Origin of the sequence: Rhodococcus sovatensis (genome assembly GCF_037327425.1) — a bacterium.
Lineage (GTDB): Bacteria > Actinomycetota > Actinomycetes > Mycobacteriales > Mycobacteriaceae > Rhodococcoides > Rhodococcoides sovatense.
Genome location: NZ_CP147846.1, coordinates 2,106,981 through 2,127,953, shown reverse-complemented (window position 1 = coordinate 2,127,953; position 20,973 = coordinate 2,106,981). Strand labels below are relative to the sequence as shown.

General features: G+C 62.9%; 19 protein-coding genes and 1 tRNA gene. 10 read left to right on the top strand and 10 right to left on the bottom strand.

All coding sequences use genetic code 11. The annotated features are described in order from the left end of the window. Positions 1–11 precede the first annotated feature (11 nt). The 3 genes from fabG1 (at position 12) to WDS16_RS09845 (ending at position 2,775) form a co-directional block, all read left to right on the top strand. On the top strand, positions 12–734 hold the full coding sequence (gene fabG1, locus WDS16_RS09855) for a 3-oxoacyl-ACP reductase FabG1 (protein WP_338892375.1): 723 nt from the start codon (positions 12–14) through the stop codon (positions 732–734). A 48-nt stretch (positions 735–782) separates the two neighbouring features. Then, positions 783–1,607, top strand: a complete 825-nt coding sequence (inhA, locus tag WDS16_RS09850; RefSeq protein WP_068368688.1) for an NADH-dependent enoyl-ACP reductase InhA — start codon at positions 783–785, stop codon at positions 1,605–1,607. Between the two features lie 103 nt (positions 1,608–1,710). Further along, positions 1,711–2,775, top strand: a complete 1,065-nt coding sequence (locus WDS16_RS09845) for a ferrochelatase (protein ID WP_338892373.1) — start codon at positions 1,711–1,713, stop codon at positions 2,773–2,775. On the opposite strand, the gene WDS16_RS09840 is transcribed toward WDS16_RS09845, so the two are convergent. Beyond that, the gene (locus WDS16_RS09840; protein WP_338892372.1) at positions 2,772–3,593 is read right to left on the bottom strand and encodes a hypothetical protein; all 822 of its coding nucleotides are present in this window, start codon (positions 3,591–3,593) and stop codon (positions 2,772–2,774) included. The two genes, WDS16_RS09845 and WDS16_RS09840, sit on opposite strands and share 4 nt — an antisense overlap. Positions 3,594–3,668: 75 nt before the next feature. Between WDS16_RS09840 and WDS16_RS09835 the strand changes: the two genes are divergently transcribed. Genes WDS16_RS09835 through WDS16_RS09825 form a run of 3 tightly spaced genes read left to right on the top strand, consistent with a single transcriptional unit; the run spans position 3,669 to position 6,152 of the window. Then, complete coding sequence (locus tag WDS16_RS09835) at positions 3,669–4,478, top strand: DUF3097 domain-containing protein (protein ID WP_338893322.1); 810 nt, start codon at positions 3,669–3,671, stop codon at positions 4,476–4,478. Between the two features lie 41 nt (positions 4,479–4,519). Beyond that, a complete protein-coding gene (locus WDS16_RS09830; protein ID WP_338893321.1) occupies positions 4,520–4,951 on the top strand; it encodes an NfeD family protein in 432 nt (143 codons plus the stop codon). A gap of 4 nt (positions 4,952–4,955) precedes the next feature. Then, entirely contained in the window at positions 4,956–6,152 is a 1,197-nt protein-coding gene (locus WDS16_RS09825) for an SPFH domain-containing protein (RefSeq protein WP_338892371.1), read from the top strand. Between the two features lie 7 nt (positions 6,153–6,159). Here the strand turns inward: WDS16_RS09825 and WDS16_RS09820 are convergent, their stop codons facing one another. The 3 genes from WDS16_RS09820 to WDS16_RS09810 are packed head-to-tail and all read right to left on the bottom strand — an operon-like array spanning position 6,160 to position 8,058. Beyond that, on the bottom strand, positions 6,160–6,705 hold the full coding sequence (locus tag WDS16_RS09820; protein WP_338892370.1) for a hypothetical protein: 546 nt from the start codon (positions 6,703–6,705) through the stop codon (positions 6,160–6,162). Continuing rightward, the gene (locus tag WDS16_RS09815) at positions 6,702–7,328 is read right to left on the bottom strand and encodes a hypothetical protein (RefSeq protein ID WP_338892369.1); all 627 of its coding nucleotides are present in this window, start codon (positions 7,326–7,328) and stop codon (positions 6,702–6,704) included. The genes WDS16_RS09820 and WDS16_RS09815 overlap by 4 nt, the downstream gene beginning before the upstream one ends. Positions 7,329–7,359: 31 nt before the next feature. After that, positions 7,360–8,058 carry a TVP38/TMEM64 family protein gene (locus WDS16_RS09810; protein WP_422395772.1) on the bottom strand — a complete coding sequence of 233 codons (699 nt, stop codon included), beginning with the start codon at positions 8,056–8,058 and terminating at the stop codon, positions 7,360–7,362. 171 nt (positions 8,059–8,229) lie between these two features. On the opposite strand from WDS16_RS09810, the gene WDS16_RS09805 reads away from it, so the two are divergent. The 3 genes from WDS16_RS09805 to meaB are packed head-to-tail and all read left to right on the top strand — an operon-like array spanning position 8,230 to position 13,400. Beyond that, positions 8,230–10,104: a methylmalonyl-CoA mutase family protein gene (locus WDS16_RS09805; RefSeq protein WP_338892366.1), complete on the top strand. Its 1,875-nt coding sequence runs from the start codon at positions 8,230–8,232 to the stop codon at positions 10,102–10,104. Between the two features lie 2 nt (positions 10,105–10,106). Next, complete coding sequence (gene scpA, locus WDS16_RS09800; protein WP_338892364.1) at positions 10,107–12,389, top strand: methylmalonyl-CoA mutase; 2,283 nt, start codon at positions 10,107–10,109, stop codon at positions 12,387–12,389. A gap of 3 nt (positions 12,390–12,392) precedes the next feature. After that, positions 12,393–13,400, top strand: a complete 1,008-nt coding sequence (meaB, locus tag WDS16_RS09795) for a methylmalonyl Co-A mutase-associated GTPase MeaB (protein WP_338892362.1) — start codon at positions 12,393–12,395, stop codon at positions 13,398–13,400. Positions 13,401–13,426: 26 nt separating this feature from the next. Here the strand turns inward: meaB and WDS16_RS09790 are convergent, their stop codons facing one another. The 6 genes from WDS16_RS09790 to WDS16_RS09765 form a co-directional block, all read right to left on the bottom strand. Continuing rightward, positions 13,427–14,470: a nucleoside hydrolase gene (locus WDS16_RS09790; RefSeq protein ID WP_338892360.1), complete on the bottom strand. Its 1,044-nt coding sequence runs from the start codon at positions 14,468–14,470 to the stop codon at positions 13,427–13,429. Further along, positions 14,467–15,732, bottom strand: coding sequence for a saccharopine dehydrogenase family protein (locus tag WDS16_RS09785; RefSeq protein ID WP_338892358.1), 1,266 nt, complete (start codon positions 15,730–15,732; stop codon positions 14,467–14,469). Before WDS16_RS09785 ends, WDS16_RS09790 begins: the two co-directional genes overlap by 4 nt. Before the next feature lie 19 nt (positions 15,733–15,751). Continuing rightward, positions 15,752–16,132 (bottom strand): DUF2784 domain-containing protein, encoded by a 381-nt coding sequence (locus WDS16_RS09780; protein WP_338892356.1) that lies wholly within the window; start codon positions 16,130–16,132, stop codon positions 15,752–15,754. Positions 16,133–16,148: 16 nt separating this feature from the next. Beyond that, entirely contained in the window at positions 16,149–17,645 is a 1,497-nt protein-coding gene (locus WDS16_RS09775; RefSeq protein ID WP_338892354.1) for a glutamate-cysteine ligase family protein, read from the bottom strand. Positions 17,646–17,734: 89 nt separating this feature from the next. Further along, entirely contained in the window at positions 17,735–19,132 is a 1,398-nt protein-coding gene (locus WDS16_RS09770) for an SDR family NAD(P)-dependent oxidoreductase (RefSeq protein WP_338893320.1), read from the bottom strand. A 267-nt stretch (positions 19,133–19,399) separates the two neighbouring features. Next, positions 19,400–19,488: transfer RNA gene (locus WDS16_RS09765), tRNA-Leu, on the bottom strand. A 113-nt stretch (positions 19,489–19,601) separates the two neighbouring features. Between WDS16_RS09765 and WDS16_RS09760 the strand changes: the two genes are divergently transcribed. Further along, on the top strand, positions 19,602–20,963 hold the full coding sequence (locus tag WDS16_RS09760) for a M20/M25/M40 family metallo-hydrolase (RefSeq protein WP_338892352.1): 1,362 nt from the start codon (positions 19,602–19,604) through the stop codon (positions 20,961–20,963). The last annotated feature ends 10 nt before the right edge of the window (positions 20,964–20,973 follow it).

Sequence of the window (20,973 nt, the reverse complement as noted above, 5' to 3'; positions counted from 1 at the left end):
AGGTTGCAGGCATGTCCAAACCCGACTTCATCGCCCGATCGGTACTCGTCACCGGAGGTAACCGAGGCATCGGTCTGTCCATCGCACAGCGTCTCGCCGCGGACGGCCACAAAGTTGCCGTCACCCATCGTGGTTCGGGAGTGCCGGACGGGTTGTTCGGGGTTGTCTGCGACGTGACGGACTCGGACTCCGTGGACAAGGCGTTCAAAGAGGTGGAAGAGAAGCACGGCCCTGTCGAGGTGCTGGTGTCGAATGCGGGAATCACCGACGACACACTCATCATGCGAATGAGCGAGGACCAGTTCTCGAAGGTCATCGATGCAAACTTGACCGGTGCGTTCCGCGTGGCCAAGCGAGCAAGTCGCTCGATGCTGCGCGCCCGCTACGGTCGCTTCATCTTCCTCGGCTCCGCAGTTGGTCTCATGGGAACGCCGGGCCAAGCGAACTACGCCGCCTCCAAGGCAGGCGTCATCGGTCTCGCGCGATCGCTGACGCGTGAGCTCGGTTCGCGGTCCATCACGGCAAACGTTGTGGCACCCGGCTTCATCGACACAGAGATGACTCAAGCGCTCGACGAGAAGTACCAGGAATTGGCCGTCAGTGCTATCCCTCTTTCTCGCAAAGGCAAGACCGAAGAAGTGGCAGGTGTCGTCAGTTGGCTGGCTTCCGAGGATGCGTCCTATGTTTCCGGCGCAGTAATCCCGGTCGATGGCGGACTCGGCATGGGCCACTGATTCATCGTCAAGATTTTCTCGTTTCTATTCGATCGTTAAGGAATGCACATGGGCGGACTGCTCGAAGGTAAGACAATTCTCGTGACCGGCATCATCACCGATGCATCGATCGCATTCCACGCGGCCGCGATGGCCCAGAACCAAGGTGCGAAGGTCATCATCACCGGCTTCGATCGGCTGCGGTTGATCGATCGGATCGCACAGCGCCTGCCGCAGCCGGTTCCCCCGGCGATCGAGCTGGATGCCACCAACGAGGAGCACCTCGCAGCGCTCGCTGACCGTGTGCGTGAACTTGCGCCTGAGGGCGTCGACGGAGTGCTGCACTCCATTGCTTTCGCGCCGCGCACGCTGATGGGACCAGGCGCTAAGCCTTTCCTCGAGGGCCCCGGCCCCGATGCTGCACGTGCGTTCGAAATCTCGGCGTGGAGCTACGCCTCGCTCGCCCGCGCTGTGCTACCCGTCATGAACGAGGGTGGATCGATCGTCGGTATGGACTTCGATCCTCGCACCGCGATGCCGTACTACAACTGGATGGGCGTGGCCAAGGCTGCGTTGGAATCGGTCAACCGCTACGTTGCCCGCGAGGTCGGAGAGGCGAAGCGTATTCGCTCGAATCTTGTTGCTGCTGGACCGATCCGGACGCTCGCAGCGAAAGCCATCGCAGGTACGGCTACCGGTGACGCGCAGAAGATGCAGCAGCTCAACGAGTATTGGGACGGCGCATCGCCGATCGGCTGGAACTACGACGATCCGACCGTGGTAGCCAAGTCGATCGTTGCGCTGTTGTCCGATTGGCTGCCCGGCACCACGGGTTCGATCATTTACGTGGACGGCGGTGCGAGTCACAACACGTACCTTCCCGACAACATGTAGTTTCCGCGCTCGGCGCCAAGATCGGCCCGGATGGACGGCAGTACTCGTCCATCCGGGCCGATGTGCGTGAAGGACTCCCGACAGCCGAGCGCACAATGGAAGCATGACGACGTCCACAGATTTCGACGCTCTACTGGTTCTCTCGTTCGGTGGCCCCGAAGAACCCGCACACGTCAGGCCGTTTCTCGAGAACGTCACGCGCGGGCGCGGTGTGCCACCCGAGCGACTCGACGCAGTCGTGGAGCACTACATGCATTTCGGGGGAGTCTCACCGATCAATGCACTCAATCGCGACATCATCGCTGCAGTCGAAGCCGAATTGGCTTCTGCCGGAATCGACCTGCCTGTCTATTTCGGCAACCGAAATTGGCACCCCATGGTCGAGGACACCGTCGCTGATATGGCTGCGAATGGCGTCGAACGTGCGCTCGTGTTTCCCACCTCTGCGTGGGGCGGATACTCGGGCTGCCGCCAGTACCACGAGGATCTAGCTCGTGCCCGTGAGTCCGTGGGTTCGAGCGCACCGGATCTTGTGAAGATTCGCCAGTACTACGACCACCCGCTGATGGTTGCAGCGTTCGCCGACGCCATCACCGCGGCACTCGACGAGCTTCCCGCCGAGCGAAGGGCAGGGGCTCGTCTGGTGTTCACTGCTCATTCGATCCCCGACGCGGCCGATGCGAACGCCGGCCCGCCTGCCGACGGCGGTCACCTCTACAGCCGCCAGGTCGCCGACGCGTCCGCACTCGCAGCAGCCGCTGCGGGGATCGACGAGTACGACCTCGTGTGGCAGTCGCGGTCCGGACCGCCGCAGGTGCCGTGGCTCGAGCCGGACATCTGCGATCATCTCGATGCGCTTGCGGACAAGGGCGTAGATGCGGTGGTCGTGTGTCCGATCGGCTTCGTGTCCGACCATCTCGAGGTCGTATGGGATCTCGATACCGAGGCCGAGGAGAAGGCAAAGGAACGTCGGATGGCATTTGCGCGGGCCTCGACCCCCGGTACCGATGAACGGTTCGCGAAAATGGTGGTCGAATTGGTACGTGAGCACGTCGCAGGCGCCGCGGCGCGGGGTATCGGTTCGGTTCCGAGCTACGGCGAGACGCTCAACGGCCAGCGGTGTGCGCTCGGGTGCTGTGAACAGCCAGTTCGGCCGACCCGAAACTAGGTGCGGGGCACGCTCGATGCGATCCCTGCGGCGACGGCACTCAACCGCGCCGAACGCACCGCTGCCCACAGTGGCCTGATCAGCTCTTCGCGAGCCATTGCTGCCGCCGCTGTGGGCGCCTCGGTCGGCGCGAACGTCCGTGCGACGGAGAGAATCGCCGAGACACGGTCGGCTGACTCCAGGACTCGCAGCGCTCGTTCAGGGACATCTACCGGGTAACGATGGCGCATCAGCTCAGACAACTCGTTCGCGATCCGGGTGCGGGCGTCGCCCCCGGTGCTTCTCGTGGGCAGAGACTGCATCGATCCGAGTGCGTCTGCCGCACCCCGAACGGCATCACGCATGGCGAATTCAGCCTCACCGAGCGAGAAGTCGTGTACGTAGTGGCTGAGTACGTCGACTGTGAACACAGTCCAGCGCATCACATCGGGGCCCTCGACGGTGGGTACGAAGGCGAGCCCGTCGGTGCCTGCGAGGCCGACCACTACGGCCTGGCCGGCGTTCAGTGCAGCACGCGCGAATCCGGTGCTCGGAGGGAGATTCTCGACAGCCCCCGGCCCGGGCAGAAGAAGTTCGATGACGGCGTCGGAGCTCGGGCTCGGGATCTGCGCGCGGATTGCCGTCAATACCGACGCGACGCCGTCTGCTCGTGGGCTCGGCCAGGACAGACCGGTGAGCTGAGCACTCGCTTCGTCGGCCGCGACGAGGAGGTGCATCGGAGCCCAGTCGGCCATGGCGTCGATGACGTCGTCGGGCGCGCTGACGCCCGCCAGCCACGAACTGGCCCACAGGGCGAGGCTTGCGCTTGGAGAACTCACGACTCCTGAGTTTAGGTCGGCGTGGCGCGGTGTGCTCGGTCACGGGGGTCGCTAAAGTCGTCGCCCGTGGCGGATATGTACGGCGGAGACATTCTTTCTGGGCACAGTCGAATGCGGAAGGTCCCTGCACCTCGGGTCCCCGCGGAGCGCGGCCTTGTTGTCGAGGATGCAGGTAGTGGTTTCTGCGGTGCGGTCGTCGGGTTCGAAAGGACCTATGACGGCGACTTCGTCAGGTTGGAGGATGCGGCTCGAACCACCCGGCTCTTCGCGCTTCGAGAAGCTGCATTTCTCATCGACGGCAAGCGGGTCACACTCGAACGTGCTGTGGCAGCGCCCAAGCCGAAAGGTGCCACTCGATCTGCATCCGGATCCACCAAGGTGGATGGGTTGCGGGCTCGTACGGCCCGCGCGAGTCGGATCTGGGTGGAGGGCGTTCACGACGCGGCGCTGGTGGAACGAGTATGGGGGCACGACCTGCGCGTAGAAGGTGTCGTCGTAGAACATCTGGAAGGTCTCGACAATCTGGGTGGGCGCCTCGCGGAATTCGAACCGGGGCCGAACCGTCGGGTAGGTGTACTCGTCGACCACCTGGTGACGGGATCGAAGGAATCCAAGCTCACGACGTCTCTCGGGCCACATGTTCTGGTCACGGGACATCCGTACGTCGATGTATGGGAAGCAGTGCGGCCGGGGGCAGTCGGCATCGCCGCGTGGCCGAAGATCCCCCGTGGACAGGACTGGAAGACGGGTATCTGTCGTGAGCTCGGTTGGGGTACCCCGAAGGAAGGGTGGCGGCATGTGTATTCGTCGGTCTCGAGCTTCCGGGATCTGAAGGCACCGTTGATCGGCGCGGTCGAACAGCTGGTCGATTTCGTGACGGAGTGAGATCCACCGTCCAGTGTCCGATTTCTGGTTAGATGGACATTGTGGCGGCGATCATCTGGCTCATTGCAGGAATTGCACTCGCGGCAGCCGAAGCGCTGACGGGAGATTTCTTCTTGCTCATGCTCGCCGGTGGTGCATTGGCAACAGCCGGTATCTCCGCCATCACGGACTTCCCGGTGTGGGCGGACGCCATCGTATTCGGACTCGTCTCACTCGTCCTTGTTCTGGGTGTAAGGCCGATTCTGTTGCGGCGCTTCGCATCTCCGCCTGCGCTCGCGACCAATGCCGCTGCGTTGACGGGCAAGAGTGCTGTTGTGCTGGAACAGGTTGCAGCGAATGAGGGTCAGGTCAAGCTCGGCGGCGAGGTGTGGACTGCACGTCCCCTCGACGAATCCGAGGTATATGCGCCGGGAACCACCGTGACCGTGATGGAAATAGACGGCGCTACAGCCGTCGTGTGGAGGGGACCGTAGTTTTATGGCAGCACTGATCGTTCTCGGCGTAATCGTTCTTCTCGTGGTCGTTCTCGTGGCCAAGTCCGTGTCGATAGTCCCGCAGGCCGAGGCCGCAGTGATCGAGAGACTCGGCCGGTACGTCCGGACCGTGTCCGGGCAGCTCACTTTTCTCGTTCCATTCGTCGACCGGATCAGGGCCAAGGTCGACCTTCGTGAGCGGGTCGTCTCCTTCCCTCCGCAGCCTGTGATCACCAAGGACAACTTGACGGTCTCGATCGATACCGTCGTGTATTTCCAGGTGACCAATCCTCAATCCGCGGTGTACGAGATCAACAACTACATCGTGGGCGTAGAGCAGCTGACCACCACGACACTTCGCAACGTTGTCGGCGGCATGACGCTCGAAGAGACGCTGACATCACGCGACTCGATCAACGGGCAGCTGCGGGTCGTCCTCGACGAAGCGACGGGACGATGGGGCCTGCGCGTTGCGCGGGTCGAATTGAAGAGCATCGATCCACCGCCGTCGATCCAGGAGTCGATGGAAAAGCAGATGAAGGCCGACCGTGAGAAGCGGGCCACCATTCTGACTGCCGAGGGCCATCGTGAGTCCGCGATCAAGACTGCCGAGGGCGACAAGCAGAGCCGAATCCTCGCAGCCGAGGGCGGCAAGCAGGCTGCCATCCTGACTGCCGAGGGCGAGCGCCAGTCGCGCATCCTTCGCGCAGAAGGCGACCGAGCAGCAAAATACCTTCAGGCCCAGGGCCAGGCAAAGGCGATCGAAAAGGTATTCGCGGCGATCAAGAACGGTAAGCCGACGCCGGAACTGCTTGCGTACCAGTACATGCAGACGCTTCCGCAGATGGCACAAGGTGATGCCAACAAGGTTTGGATGATTCCCAGTGACTTCGGTGATGCGCTGAAGGGCTTCGCCAAGACGCTGGGTGCACCGGGCGAAGACGGCGTCTTCCGTTTCGAGCCGAGCGCGAACACCGGCAACGACTCCGTATCTGTCGACGATTCCGAAGAGATCGCCGAATGGTTCGAAACCAAGACCGATCCAGCGGTGGCCGAGGCAGTCGCGGCTGCCGAGGCAGTTGCCAGAACTCCGGTCGACACTTCGCTGGCTCCCGACCCCAGTCTGACGAAAGGGTCCGATCTAGGGCAGCTGGGCGGACCATCGCCTGCACCTGCCTTCGAGACGGAGCCGGAGCGGTAGGCGTACTTCAGCTCACCAAGGCGTATCCGACACCGCACACTGCCGCTGCCCACACGACGCTGGTGAACGTTCCGATGATGAATTGTTCGGAAGCCGAGGTGGCGGCAGGATGTGTGGGCACAGTGTGCGTTTCGGCGGCGCGTAGCTCGGGGTAGCGGGCCAGGCCTTTGACGGCCAGCACGATTGCAATGCCCTCAGGCCATCCAGCGAGGATCGATGCTGCCACAGCAGTCCGCTCCAATACGCCGATTGTTCGACCGCCGTGAAGGGGGCCGGCACTGCCGTCGGGTTCGGGCGTTCCGTTTCGGCGGGCGAGGCGGAAGACAGCCGTCACGATCGCCGACCCTCCTGCCGCGGCGGCGATTACGGTCACGACGTAGGTCGCCGCCATGGCGACGCCGTGTACACGGTCGGCTTGCAGTCCCGTGACTGCGGCGATGCCCAGCAGCGTCGCCGACGCGAGTGCGGTGGTCCAGTGTGGGAGCGGTGGCCGGGACGGCAGAACCGACAGAGCTGCGGCGAGTGCGAGCAGTACGAGGGTGGCTACTGTCATGGGTTCTCCGATTTCGGTGTGCCGACACCGACGTCGGCGAGGAGGTGTGTGGCCAGTTGTCTTCCGTCCGCCTCGATGCTCCACCTCGCCACCGACAGTCTTTGAGACATCGCCTGCTTACTGATTCCCAGACGTTCGGCTGCTTGTGTCTGGGTAAGGCCGGCGGCCATCAGGTCAACCGCCTCGTGTCCCTGTTCCGTGCGATCGGTGATGAGAATCGCAACGAGTGCAAGCGCGGTTTCGGCGTCGCGACATCGACTCGCGCGATCTGCATCGGCCGTGTTGATTGCGACGCCACCCGGCGCGTTCTTGGCGCGCGTGACCGCCTCGCGTGCCGCCTCGAACGCCGCGCCGCGTCCTGCTCGGGTGGTTTTCGGCAGCGGCTCTTCGACCGCTCCGATCCCGATTCCTACACTCCAGGTTCGGAGTCGAACCAGTGTCAGTGCGATATCGATCACAGTGCAGGCGCCCGCACTGGTCCCTTCGACCACCGCTTGAACCTCGTCACCTGCGGTTCTGTCGAACGGCCGTAGTAGTGGAACGTTGTGCATCGAGTCGAGCAGCGACTCCACACGATCGACATCACGTCGGCTTCGCCGCTGGTCGACGGTCATCACGAACATCTGACAAGGCTATTGCGTTGATAGGGTGATTTCAAGTCTTATGGCTTGACTTTTCAAGATCAAGCTTCGGAGGCTGACCCGGTCGTTCGCGCCGTGCGGTCGAGATCCGCCAATCGATCACCAATCCGATAATGCCGACGGCTATGCACGAACCGGACAGCGCGAGCATCAACGGATCCGCATTTCCTCCCAGGGCATCGCCGAGGACGACGATTCCCACGGTTCCGGGCACGACGCCGACCGCCGTCGCAACCGCGAACGGCGTGACACGAATGGACGACACTCCACAGCAGTAGTTCACGACCGAGAACGGAACGGGGGCAATAAGACGCAGTGACCCCACTGCCAGCCACCCTCGCCTCGCGAGACTGTCGTCGATCATCCGAGCGGCGGGGTGGGTCATTCTTGTCGCGAACCACTCTCTTCCGACGACACGAACCATCACCAGAGCCAACACAGCACTGACGGTCGAGGCGCCGACGGTCACAGCGAGGCCGGTAACCGGACCGAACAGCACGCCCGCCGCCAGGGTGAACAGTGTGCGGGGAATCGGGGCTACGGTCGCAATTGCGTGTACCGCGAAGAACGCGAGCGGAAACGCCGGACCGATCGAATGGGACCATTCGCGCATCTGCTCGATCGACGGATGTGGCGCGAGCACTCCCACGAGTGCGAGGGTTACGAGGAGTGCGACGAGGCCGATCAGCCGTGGATCCCGAAAGCGCCTCATCACAACCACCGACACTACCGGTGAGCACCCGAGTGGCGAACGCCACGAAACCACCTCCTATGCAAACGTGAGGTGATCCTCACGATAGTGTCGAAGCAATCGCGGTTAACATCACAGAAGTCGCAATTTGTCGATCGACCGAAAGTCGATTGAGTCGAGGGAGCATTCACCGTGTCCGTTGCTTCACAAGAAGATGCTTCACAAGAGGACGCCGCACGAAGCGCATATGCAACGTGGCAGAAGGCGGTCGCCGGGGTTCTCGCGAAGTCGCGAAGAGTCGACATCGAGGATCTCCCGAGCGATCCCGAGCATTTGCTCGACACCATTACGTACGACGGGGTCACCATCCACCCGCTCTACGGCACACGAGACGAACACCCCGAGGCTCCACTGCCCGGCGCGTTTCCGTACGTCCGCGGCCGCGATGCCGCACGTGACGTGAACGCAGGTTGGAAGGTCAGTGCGCGATTCGGCGCCGGACAGTCCGACCCCGAGGCGGTCAATCAGTCGATCCTCGACGGATTGAACAACGGCGTCAGCGCTCTCTGGCTCTGCATCGGCGAATCCGACCTTCCAGTCGGTAATATCCAGCGCGCACTGAGTGGGGTTCTGTTCGACCTCGTACCGATCGTCCTCGACGCCGGGACGGATACGGTCGACGCTGCCGATGCCCTGCTGGAAGCGCTCGACGCCGTCGAAGGCGCGGACCGCTCCGCCATCGACGTCCGGCTCGGTGCGGCAACGTTGACATCGAAATTCTCCGGTCGCGGGGCACCTTCGTTGGACGCCGTCGTCGCACTGGCGCGTCAGTCGATCGAACGAACCGAACGGGTGCGTGCGATCACTGTCGACGGCACGGCCTTCCACAATGCGGGTGCGAGTGACACACAGGAAATCGGTGCAGCAGTCGCGGCAGGGTTGGAATACCTCCGCGCTTTGACCTCGGCCGGAGCGACGGCCGGTCAGGCCCTGAGCCAGCTCGAATTTCGGTTCGCTGCAACCGATGATCAGTTTCAGACGATCGCCAAGTTCCGTGCAGCGCGCATGGTGTGGGCGCGGGTGGCCCAAGTGGTCGGATCGCCGACCTTCGGAGGTGCACCGCAGCATGCGGTCACGTCGGAAGCGATGATGGCGCAACGTGATCCATGGGTGAACATGCTTCGCACCACGCTCGCGGCATTCGGTGCGGGCATCGGTGGAGCCGATGCAGTCACCGTCCTTCCGTTCGACGTGGCCCTCGACGGTGGTGCCGCGGGTGTGTCGAAGACGTTCTCGGCGCGAATCGCCCGGAACACGCAGCTGCTGTTGCTCGAGGAATCGCATTTGGGGCGCGTACTCGATCCCGGCGCCGGATCGTGGTACATCGAGCAACTCACGGACGAATTGGCCGAGACGGCATGGAAGTTCACCCAGAAGATCGAGGCCGACGGTGGATACCTGGCCGCGCTGGACTCGGGGTCGCTCGCTGCCTCGATCAACGAAGTGAAAACGGCACGCGATTCGGACATAGCGCACCGGCGAACACCTCTCACCGGTGTGAACGAATTCCCGAATCTCGCCGAGGCGCCCCTGCCTGCCAGCACTACGAGTTCCGTCGTGCACCGGTACGGCGCGGCATTCGAGGCGCTGCGGGACAGGTCCGATGCATATCTCTCAGAGCACGACGTCAGGCCGTTGGTACTGCTTGCGCCTATCGGTTCGGTAGCCGAGCACAACGTCCGTACGACCTTCGCGGCCAATCTCCTTGCTTCCGGCGGTATTCACACCGAAAACCCGGGTCCGTTGACCGCCGAGACCATTGCGGGCGCCGTCACCACCTCGGGCGCGCGAATCGCTGTCCTGTGTGGAACCGACAAGCGGTATGCGGCCGAAGCGGGAGCCGCGGTTGTTGCGCTACGCCAAGCCGGAATCGAGCGAGTCCTCCTCGCCGGGTCCGACAAGGTCCTCGCCGATGTCGTAGGCCCCGAGCGACCCGACGATTTCCTGACCGCCCAAGTCGACGCCGTTGCCGTCCTGACCGATCTTCTCGAATCCCTTGGAGCCTGACGATGACTACTCATGACTCCCGGACGTCACACATCATCGGCAGTTTCGCAGATGTGCCACTGAAGGATCCGCACACCCCGATGCCGACGGGACCGACCGAAGCGGACGTTTCCGCCCATATAGAGGCGGGCGCGGCGTCGAACAACTACACCACCGAGCAGGTGGTCTGGTCGACGCCGGAAGGCATCGACGTCAAGCCGGTCTTCACCAAGGCGGACCGCGACAGCGCCGAGGCAGAAGGCTACCCACTCGACAGTTACCCGGGCACTCCGCCGTTCGTACGCGGACCGTATCCGACGATGTACGTCAACCAGCCGTGGACGATCCGGCAGTACGCCGGATTCTCGACCGCGGCCGAGTCCAATGCGTTCTACCGACGAAATCTCGCCGCCGGGCAGAAGGGCCTGTCGGTCGCGTTCGACCTCGCGACGCACCGCGGCTACGACTCCGATCATCCGCGTGTACAGGGTGACGTCGGAATGGCCGGTGTCGCCATCGATTCCATCTACGACATGCGGCAGCTGTTCGACGGTATCGATTTGGGCAGTGTGTCGGTGTCGATGACGATGAACGGGGCGGTGCTGCCGATTCTGGCTCTGTACGTCGCCGCCGCTCAGGAGCAGGGTGTCGGTCCCGAGAAGCTGGCTGGGACAATTCAGAACGACATCCTCAAAGAGTTCATGGTGCGCAACACCTACATCTATCCGCCGAAACCCTCGATGCGGATCATCTCCGACATCTTCGCGTACACCAGCGCCGAGATGCCCAAGTACAACTCGATCTCGATTTCGGGCTACCACATCCAGGAAGCCGGAGCGACAGCCGATCTGGAGCTGGCATACACCCTCGCGGACGGTGTGGAGTACATCCGCGCCGGCCTCGACGCCGGGATGGACATCGACACGTTCGCTCCGCGCCTGTCGTTCTTCTGGGCGATCGGGATGAACTTCTTCATGGAGGTGGCCAAGCTTCGCGCCGGTCGTCTTCTCTGGTCCGAGCTGGTACAGAAGTTCGACCCGAAAAGTGCGAAGTCGCTTTCCTTGCGAACGCATTCACAGACATCGGGCTGGTCGCTGACAGCGCAGGACGTGTTCAACAACGTCGCTCGAACGTGCGTCGAAGCGATGGCGGCAACTCAGGGACATACGCAGTCATTGCACACCAACGCGCTCGACGAAGCGCTTGCACTGCCGACCGACTTCTCCGCGCGCATCGCGCGCAACACGCAGTTGCTGATCCAGCAGGAATCGAACACGGTCCGGCCGATCGATCCGTGGGGCGGATCGCACTACGTGGAGTGGCTTACCCATCAGCTGGCCAATCGCGCCCGGGCGCACATCGAAGAGGTCGAGGCAGCCGGCGGCATGGCTCAAGCGATCGGGGAGGGGATTCCCAAACTCCGCATCGAGGAAGCTGCCGCGCGTACCCAGGCACGTATCGACTCGGGGCGGCAGCCACTCGTCGGCGTCAACAAGTACGTGCCCGATGAGCCCGACACCATCGAAGTGCTCAAGGTCGAGAACTCCAAGGTGCGCCGCGAGCAGATCGAGAAGCTGGAACGGTTGCGGGCGGAACGCGACACCGATGCAGTCGAGGCAGCTCTGGCAAACCTGACCCGCGCGGCCGCGTCGACCGAGTCCGGCATGGAGAACAACCTGCTCCATCTTGCGATCGACGCTGCGCGCAAGATGGCCACCGTCGGGGAGATTTCCGACGCACTGGAGAAGGTGTACGGGCGCCACCAGGCCGAGATCCGGACAATCAGTGGTGTGTACCGCGACGAAGCAGGCAAAGCGAAGAACCTGACCCGAGCGACCGAGTTGGTCGAGCAGTTCGCCGAAGACGAAGGACGACGCCCACGCGTACTCGTCTGCAAAATGGGCCAGGACGGTCACGACCGTGGTCAGAAAGTCATCGCGACCGCGTTCGCGGACATTGGATTCGACGTCGACGTCGGCCCGTTGTTCCAGACGCCGGAGGAGGTCGCCCGTCAGGCAGCGGACAACGACGTCCACGTCGTAGGCGTCTCCTCGTTGGCAGCCGGTCACCTGACCCTGGTTCCCGCACTGCGTGAGGCGCTCGCAGCCGTGGATCGACCCGACATCATGATCGTCGTCGGCGGCGTCATCCCGCCGGGGGACTTCGACGAGCTGTACGAGGCAGGTGCCGCAGCGATCTTCCCCCCGGGAACAGTCATCGCCGACGCAGCTATAGGGCTGGTCGAGAAGTTGTCGGAGCAACTCGGACACCGTCCGAGTACGGACACCCACGAGGCATCCGCGTAAAGAATGACTGATCCGAAGAAGCCAGCAGGTCGGAACATCGACATCGACGCCGTGGCTGCGTCCGTGTTGGCCAACGAGAGATCAGGATTGGCCCGCGCAATCACTCTGGTCGAGTCGAGTCGTACCGACCACCGTGATCTGGCGCAGCAACTGCTGTTGCAGTTGCTGCCGAAGGCCGGTGGGTCGCACCGTGTCGGAATCACCGGCGTTCCAGGCGTCGGCAAGTCGACGTTCATCGACGCACTCGGCATGTACCTGATCGACAAGGGACACAAAGTCGCGGTGTTGGCGGTCGACCCCTCCTCTACCCGTACCGGTGGATCGATCCTGGGCGACAAGACGCGTATGGCGAATTTGGCCGTCCAGAAGAACGCGTACATTCGCCCTTCGCCTACGTCGGGCACACTTGGGGGAGTTGCTCGGGCGACGCGCGAGACGATCGTGCTACTCGAGGCGGCGGGATTCGACGTCATTCTCGTCGAGACGGTCGGTGTCGGGCAGTCCGAGGTGACTGTTGCGAACATGGTGGACTGCTTTGCGTTTCTCACGCTGGCGCGCACGGGCGATCAGCTACAGGGCATCAAGAAGGGCGTACTCGAACTCGCAGATCTGGTCGCGGTGAACAAGGCCGACGGCAAACATGCAGTGGAGGCGAAAAGTGCAGCGCGCGAACTCGCCGGTGCACTCCGCATGATCTATCCACACTATGCGATCTGGCAACCTCCGGTTCTGACGATGAGTGCGCTGGAAAAGACCGGGATGGACGAGTTCTGGGACACTGTGCTCAGACATCGGCAAGTGCTGACCGATGCAGGCGAGTTCGCCGAGAAGCGTCGTACGCAACAGGTCGACTGGACGTGGACGATGGTCAACGATCAGCTGCTACGCCGACTCGCACAGAACCCTGCCGTGAAAGCCATCCGATCGAGCGTAGAACTCCGTGTCCGCGACGGTTCGCTGACCGCTGCACTGGGAGCTCAGGAACTGCTCGATGCGTTCGATGGGGCATAGTGCGTTGGACGGGGCGTAGGGGAGTCTCAGTAGAGGCGGGACGCGAGCGCTCCGACCCGTTCGATCAGGTCGTCGAAGAACGCCGCGGGATCGGTTGTGGTTGCGACCACCGAGTTCTGGGGGCGCCCCCACATCCCGCGCCAGTCCGCCACCGTCGTTCCACGAGTCAACGTTCCGTCCAGTTCGACGTCCACCGTCGCCGGACGGACGGTCGCGATACCCGGGTTCAGTGCGACGGCGGCGGCGAACGGATCGTGCATGTGTGCGAGGAATCCCTGGTCGTGGTCGCGATGGAACTCCATGTAGAACCGCACGGCATCGGAAAAGTGGCGGACGAGCGGATTGGATGCGGTCGATCTCGTCGTCGACGAATCGGTCGCCGCCACGACCTCGGCGGGAGTGCTGCCGGCCCGAGCAGCGAGCCGCGCGACGTGCGCGGGAGTCATTTCGATGGTTTCGGTGATGTCGAGTGGGCAGATGATCGGTAGCCGGTCCTGTGGAAGGCCCGAGAATGCCGCGAACACCTCCGATGCTGCTTCCGGATCAACGGCAACATTCCATTCGCTGGTCGGCGTCGTGTTTCCTGGATGCTGGAACGCGCCACCCATCACCACCAGTCGCTTCAGCAGCTGCGGTAGCTCTGGCTCGACGCGAATTGCCGTCGCCAGATTCGTCAGCGGTCCGGTCACGAGCCCAGTGAGCTCACCCGGCCGTTCGCGCGCCAACTCCACCCATGCGGTGGCCGCATCGCGTTCGGACACCACGCGGGCCGAGCGCGGGAGTTCGGCGTACCCGATACCTTGTGGCCCGTGTGTGTCCTCGGTGGTCATCAGCGGAGCGACGAGTGGCGCTTGCGCGCCAAGGGTGACCTCGATATCGACGGCCCGGCACAAATCGAGCCACGCCAGGTTGTTGGCGGCAACCTGGTTCACCGGAACGTTGCCTGCGGTGGACGCGATCGACACGATCTCGGCCTCTGGACTGGCCAGAAGGTAGAGCAGCGCGAGTGAATCGTCGATTCCGGTGTCGACGTCGACGATCAGGGGGACCGAAACGGGGGTGTCGGTCAAGCTTTCTTCGCCCAGATCTCGAAACCGGCGTCGCGGAGCCGAGTCACCAAGGCATCACCGATCCCGGTCGCCGGGGTGAGAACGCCTGCCGCGTCGGGCAACTCACTTCGGTTGTGCACCAATGCGAGCGCGGATTCGCCGAGCATCACCGACGTGGCCTTGTACCCGGGATCCCCGGTAGCCTTCACTCGCGATCGGTAGTGGGCACCCGAGGTCGTAGTCGTGTACAGGTCCATGGTGAAGTGCCCACTGTCCTGCGCTTTGGGACTCGGCCCCTCTCCAGGCTTGGGCAGCACGCGATCGAGAATCTTCTTCGGCAGTACGGTCATGCCGACTACCAACGCGCCGAGGCCCGCTGACACAGCACCGGCGAAGACGGGCGATGCAATCGACGAACCGACGGACATCACTTCCCGATAGCGAAATTCCTTGCCGTAGGCCCATTCTCGCAGCGCATTGCTACGCCTGACGACGCGTGTGTTGTACGACGCCATGACGAACGGCGCCTTCCAGCCGCGTACGCCTGGCGCGATGTCCTTGCCGTTGACAAGTACGACGTCGGACTGACGGCCCAGGTCCGGTTCGAGTGACCGATCGGGACTCAAGGAGTAGGGACGTGCTGCGAGGCGGCGCAGTTTGCCGTCCTTCTTGACCTCGTCGATCTGGGTTCGCAGCGAATCGATGGTGCCGCCGCTCACCCCGCCGCGCATCGCGCTGACGACGAGTGTGGTGTCGGTGAGTTCGCCCGCTCCAGCGTCGGTGACAGCGGAGTACAGTACGTGCACCCCGATATCCGACGGAATCGAATCGAAACCGCACGAGTGGATGATTCTGGCACCGGTGCGCCGAGCGATCTCGTGGTTGGCGTCGATGCTCTTTCTGGCGAAGAGCACCTCACCGGTGAGGTCGACGTAGTCGGTGCCGGATTCCGCACACACCGTGGTCAGCGGTAAGCCGTACTTCGCGTACGGTCCGACAGTGGTGATCACGACGCGCGTGCTGACGGCCAGTGCACGGAGTGAGTCGATGTCGTTTGCGTCGGCCTCGACGAGCGGCCACTGCGCGGCACTGGCTGGTAGAGACTTTCTGACGGCCTCGAGCCGCGTCAGCGAACGACCGGCGAGAGCGACTTTCGTGTTCGCGGGCGCATGTTCGGCCAAGTACGCGGCAGTGAGACGACCGACAAATCCGGTGGCGCCGTACACCACGATGTCGTAGTCACGTTGCGTAGAAGTGCTGTCGGTCGGATCGGTCGAAGTCATGTACGGACACTAACGCGTATCACTTCGTGAGTCGAAGAGCCGAGCGTGAGCGCGATCGGATCACGAAAAATCCGGCCCAGGAAAGCAGGACAGCGCAGGCTGCAGTGAGTCGCACTGCGGCGAGCGCGCTGTCGGGGTAGATCACCCCGGTGAGGTAGTAGTCGATGAAACCGGTCGACGGGAGTGTTGCCCCGCCTGCATGCTGGCGCGCCCAGTTCTCCAGTGAGGTCAGCGGGCAGTCGATACCGACGACGATCGACGCGAAACCCCACGCGGCCGCACAGGCGTGCAGCCAGATCGTGCGTGGCCACCGCCACGCAACGAATCCACCTACGACGACGTAGCCGATGAATGCCAGGTGAAGCACCATCGTCACGTCCGCGAGCACTCGATAGAGCATGACCGAATCGTATGCCTCAGAACGACCACGTGTGCACTGGTCTGCCCTCGTGCATCAGCGTGAGGTAGTCGGACAGCATGCCTGCCAATGCGGACTCGCGGTCGTCTCCTGCGCGTTCCCGGGCGACGACGGCATCGCGTTGCCACACCGAGCCGGATCTCTTGCTCAGGCAACGGCCTTCGATCACACCCAGGTACCGATCTCGCACCGAGCTGTCGACGCCGTATGCGGCGAGCCCGGCGTCGGCCATCGGGAGCAACCGGCGGAGCACCAGCTCCTGGGGGCTCACCCAGCCCACCTCCGGCCAGTAGAGTCGAGAGCCGAAGCCGGAACGGGCCGCAGAGTGAAGGTTCTCGACGGCTGCGTCGTAGGACATCTGGGTCCACAGCGGACGGTCGGCATCGGCGAGGGTGCGGACCGTGCCGTAGTAGAACGCAGCGTCGGCAAGGGTGTCGATGATCGAAGGACCGGCGGGGAGCACTCGGTTCTCCAGCCGTAGATGATGGCTGCCACCGGAGCGGTCGTAGATCGGCCGATTCCATCGGTAGACCGTCCCGTTGTGCATCCTCAGCTCCGACAGATCGGGCGTACCACCCTCGGCGAGAACAGCTTTCGGATCCTCGTCGCTGCACACGGGAAGGAGTGCCGGGAAGTAGCGGGAGTTCTCCTCGAACAGGTCGAAGATCGACGTGATCCATCGTTCGCCGAACCACACCCGAGGCCGGACGCCCTGATTCTTGAGTTCTTGAGGCCTGGTGTCCGTCGCTTGTTCGAACAGCGGAATCCGTGTTTCGTGCCAGAGGGCACGGCCGGCGAAAAACGGTGAGTTCGCGGCGAGGGCTACTTGCACGCCGGCAAGTGCCTGTGCCGCATTCCAATACGAGGAGAACTCGTCCGGAGCCACCTGCAGATGGAGCTGCACCGAGGTGCACGCGGCCTCCGGGAGAATGGTGTCGGTGATCGTCGACAGTTCCTCGGCTGCCTCGGCGCCCGGCAGAGCGACACCGCTGATCTGAAGTTCGATGTCTTCGCCGCGAGCGGCGAATATCTGCTGGTTCAGGAGGCCATAGCGTGGGTTGGCCGACAGCCACCGGTGTTCGAAGTGCTCTTCGGACAGCGTAGGGAGCATTCCGATCATTGCCAGGCGACTGCCGGACTCGCGTGCGCGTGAGTCTGCAGCGTTCAGGGAGCGCCGCAGGTCGTCCTCGAGCTCTCGAACGCTGGTACCTCGCAGAGGCCGCGGCGCGACGTTGATCTCGATGTTGAACTGTCCGAGTTCGGTTTGATAGTCGGGATCGGCGATGGCGTCGAGCACCTTCGCATTCGCCATCGACGGTGCCATCTTCTCGTCGACGAGGTTGAGTTCGACTTCCATCCCGATCTTGGGCTCGCCGATCTCGAACGTCTCGTCCGCCAGCATGATCGCGAGTGCGTCCAGGCAGTCCTGCACCTTCTGCCTGAACTGGTGCCTGTCCTGCCGAGAGAACTTCCGCTGTTCGACGTCGTCGCCCATCTCTGCCCCACCGTTTCTTTCCCCGACGGTCACCCGAAGAAATGAAGGTATATCCGGCAGTATTGCAGGGCAAACGCCGTGCCATGGGGTTACCAGGGTGACGGGGAGAAGTCCTTGAGGAATTGACCGTGGACGTCGACGCCGAGTTCGCCCTGCACGATGGGGTCGTAGACACGCGCAGCACCGTCCACCAGGTCGAGGGGAGCGTGGAATCCCTCGCCTGCGAGCCGCATCTTCGTCGGATGCGGACGCTCGTCGGTGATCCACCCGGTATCGACCGCGCTCATCAGAATGCCGCTCTCCAGCATCTCCTTCGCACTCGTGCGGGTCAGCATGTTCAGTGCTGCCTTCGCCATGTTTGTGTGCGGATGTCCGGGCCCCTTGTACGCGCGGCTGAACTGGCCTTCCATCGCAGAGACGTTGACGACGTACTTGCGTCTTGCGGGCGACGCTTCCATTGCGGCGCGGAGCCTGGACACGAGAATGAACGGCGCGACCGAGTTGCACAGTTGCACTTCGAGTAGTTCCACGGGATCGACCTGCTCGACGGTGTGAATCCAGCTGTTCGTATCGGCGAGGTCCGGGACCAGCCCGCCCGCATCGATCGCGATTCCCTTCTCGATCCTTTCTGCAGTTGCCGAACCTGCAAGCAGTGCAAGGGAACTCACTGCCTCCGCCGACAGAGCATCGCCTGAGACTGCGCCGGTGTCGGAATGGGGCAGGGAACTCGCGAGCGATGCTGGATGTGCTTCGCTGGTCTTGCCGAACGTGATGACATCGGGCCGAGCACCCGACGGCAGTGCTTCGGATTCGGCATCGATCAACGCGCTGTAGGACCCGGGGGAGCGCTTCACCGTTTGCGCAGCGTTGTTGATGAGGATGTCGAGCGGTCCCTCGGCTGCGACGGAGTCCGCGAGGGCCACGACCTGCGCCGGGTCGCGTAGGTCGATGCCGACGATTCGTAGACGGTGCAACCAGGTATCGCTGTCGTCCATGGCGGAGAATCTGCGGATCGCGTCGCCAGGGAAGCGCGTCGTGATGGTCGTGTGTGCACCGTCACGTAGTAGCCGAAGAGCTATGTACATTCCGATTTTCGCGCGGCCTCCGGTGAGCAGGGCCCGTCGACCCGACAAGTCCGTTCGGGCATCACGCTTGCTGCGATTCAGTTCTGCGCAGTCGGGGCACAGTTGGTGGTAGAACGCATCGACGAGTGTGTAGCGCTGCTTGCAGATGTAGCAGGGCCTTGCGCGAATCAGCGTTCCGGCATACTCACCCGATGTTCGCGTCGTCAGCGACAGACCAGCGGTCTCGTCGTCGATCCGATTGGGTGAACCTGTTGCGGTCGACTCCACGACTGCTCGATCCGCTTCGGACTTAGCGTTTCGTGCTGCGATCCGCCGTGATCGTTTGAGGTCCTTGAACAGCTGGCCCGAGGCGCGTTGGACGACAATCGAATCTGGATGATTCTTGTCGAGGGCTCCTGCCATTCTCAGCACTCGCAAGCAGGTATTTAGATCAGCCGAATCGATGCCGGCCGAATGCCCGTCGGTTTCGGTTGAAGCCCTGCCGGATGAAGCTCCGCAGACTTCATCGACGTCGTACTCGGGCTCGGTCATCGGTTCGTCCTTCCAGGCGGTCACACAGCCGGTCGAGGACGACCGGGCTCACACAACGACCTAGGCCCCGATTCCAAAGGAACCGGGGCCTAGGTCGTCTGTCTCAACTCAGAACTTGCGGATCGAAATTTCGATCTCTGGTGTCCGAGGGGGGACTTGAACCCCCACGTCCGTTAATAGGACACTAGCACCTCAAGCTAGCGCGTCTGCCATTCCGCCACTCGGACCAGTTGCACACCTGCTCGCTGCGTGCTGGACAAAGATATACGACGGGTACCCGATCGCCCAAATCCGCACGTCAGTTCATCCGAAGGACTGCAATCGGTGGTAGGAAAGTGGAGTGTCTTCCGTTGAGAACTCCCCGAACGACCGTGTCCGTACGACTGCCCTCGACGAGGTCGTCGATCTCGTCAGTGCTCTGATCCGTTTCGACACCTCGAACACAGGCGAGTTGGAAACCACCAAGGGTGAGAAGGAGTGCGCCGAGTGGGTGGCGCTCAAGCTCCAGGAGGTCGGTTACGAGACCGAGTACGTCGAATCCGGCGCTCCGGGACGCGGCAACGTCTTCGCGACTCTGCCGGGTGCCGATCCGACACGCGGGACGCTCTTGATCCACGGTCATCTCGACGTCGTGCCCGCCGAGCCCGCGGACTGGAGCGTGCATCCGTTTTCCGGCGCCGTCGAGGGCGGCTACGTGTGGGGCCGTGGGGCGGTGGACATGAAGGACATGGTCGGCATGGCGCTGGCACTTGCACGCCAGTTCAAATCGAACGGAATCATCCCGCCCCGCCCGATCATGTTCGCGTTCCTCGCCGACGAGGAGAACGGGGGGAAGTGGGGATCGCACTGGCTGGTGCAACATCGACCCGACCTGTTCGAAGGCGTGACGGAGGCGGTCGGAGAAGTAGGCGGATTCTCGTTGACCGTAGCTCGACCGGATGGAACCGAGAAGCGTCTCTACATGGTGGAAACTGCCGAGAAGGGTCTCGGCTGGATGAAGCTCACAGCCAAGGCCCGCGCCGGACACGGATCGTTCCTGCACGACGACAACGCCGTGACCTATCTAGCCGAGGCGGTCGCGAAGTTGGGCAACCACACGTTCCCGCTGGTCATTTCCGATTCTGTCGCAGAATTTCTGGCCGCGGTGGCGGAGGAAACCGGTCTGGATTTCGACCCGGCGTCGCCTGATCTGGACGGAACTCTGCAGAAACTGGGAAGCATCGCGCGAATCGTCGGAGCAACGCTGAGGGATACCGCGAATCCGACGATGCTCGAGGCCGGCTACAAAGCGAACGTCATCCCGCAGTCCGCCGAGGCGGTGGTGGACTGCCGTGTCGTTCCGGGTCGGCAGGCAGAGTTCGAACGCGAGGTCGACGAGCTGATCGGCCCCAACGTCGAACGTGAGTGGATCACCAAGCTCGATTCCTACGAGACCACGTTCGACGGTCATCTCGTCGACGCGATGAACGACGCCGTCCTCGCACACGACGAGAACGGCCGTACGGTTCCGTACATGTTGTCCGGCGGAACAGACGCGAAGGCGTTCGCGAAGCTGGGGATCAGGTGCTTCGGTTTCGCTCCACTCAAACTTCCGCCCGAGCTCGATTTCGCGGCCCTGTTTCACGGCGTCGACGAGCGTGTTCCGGTGAGTTCGCTCGAGTTCGGTACACAGGTACTAGAACACTTCTTGCTGCACAGCTGATTCGAAAGGA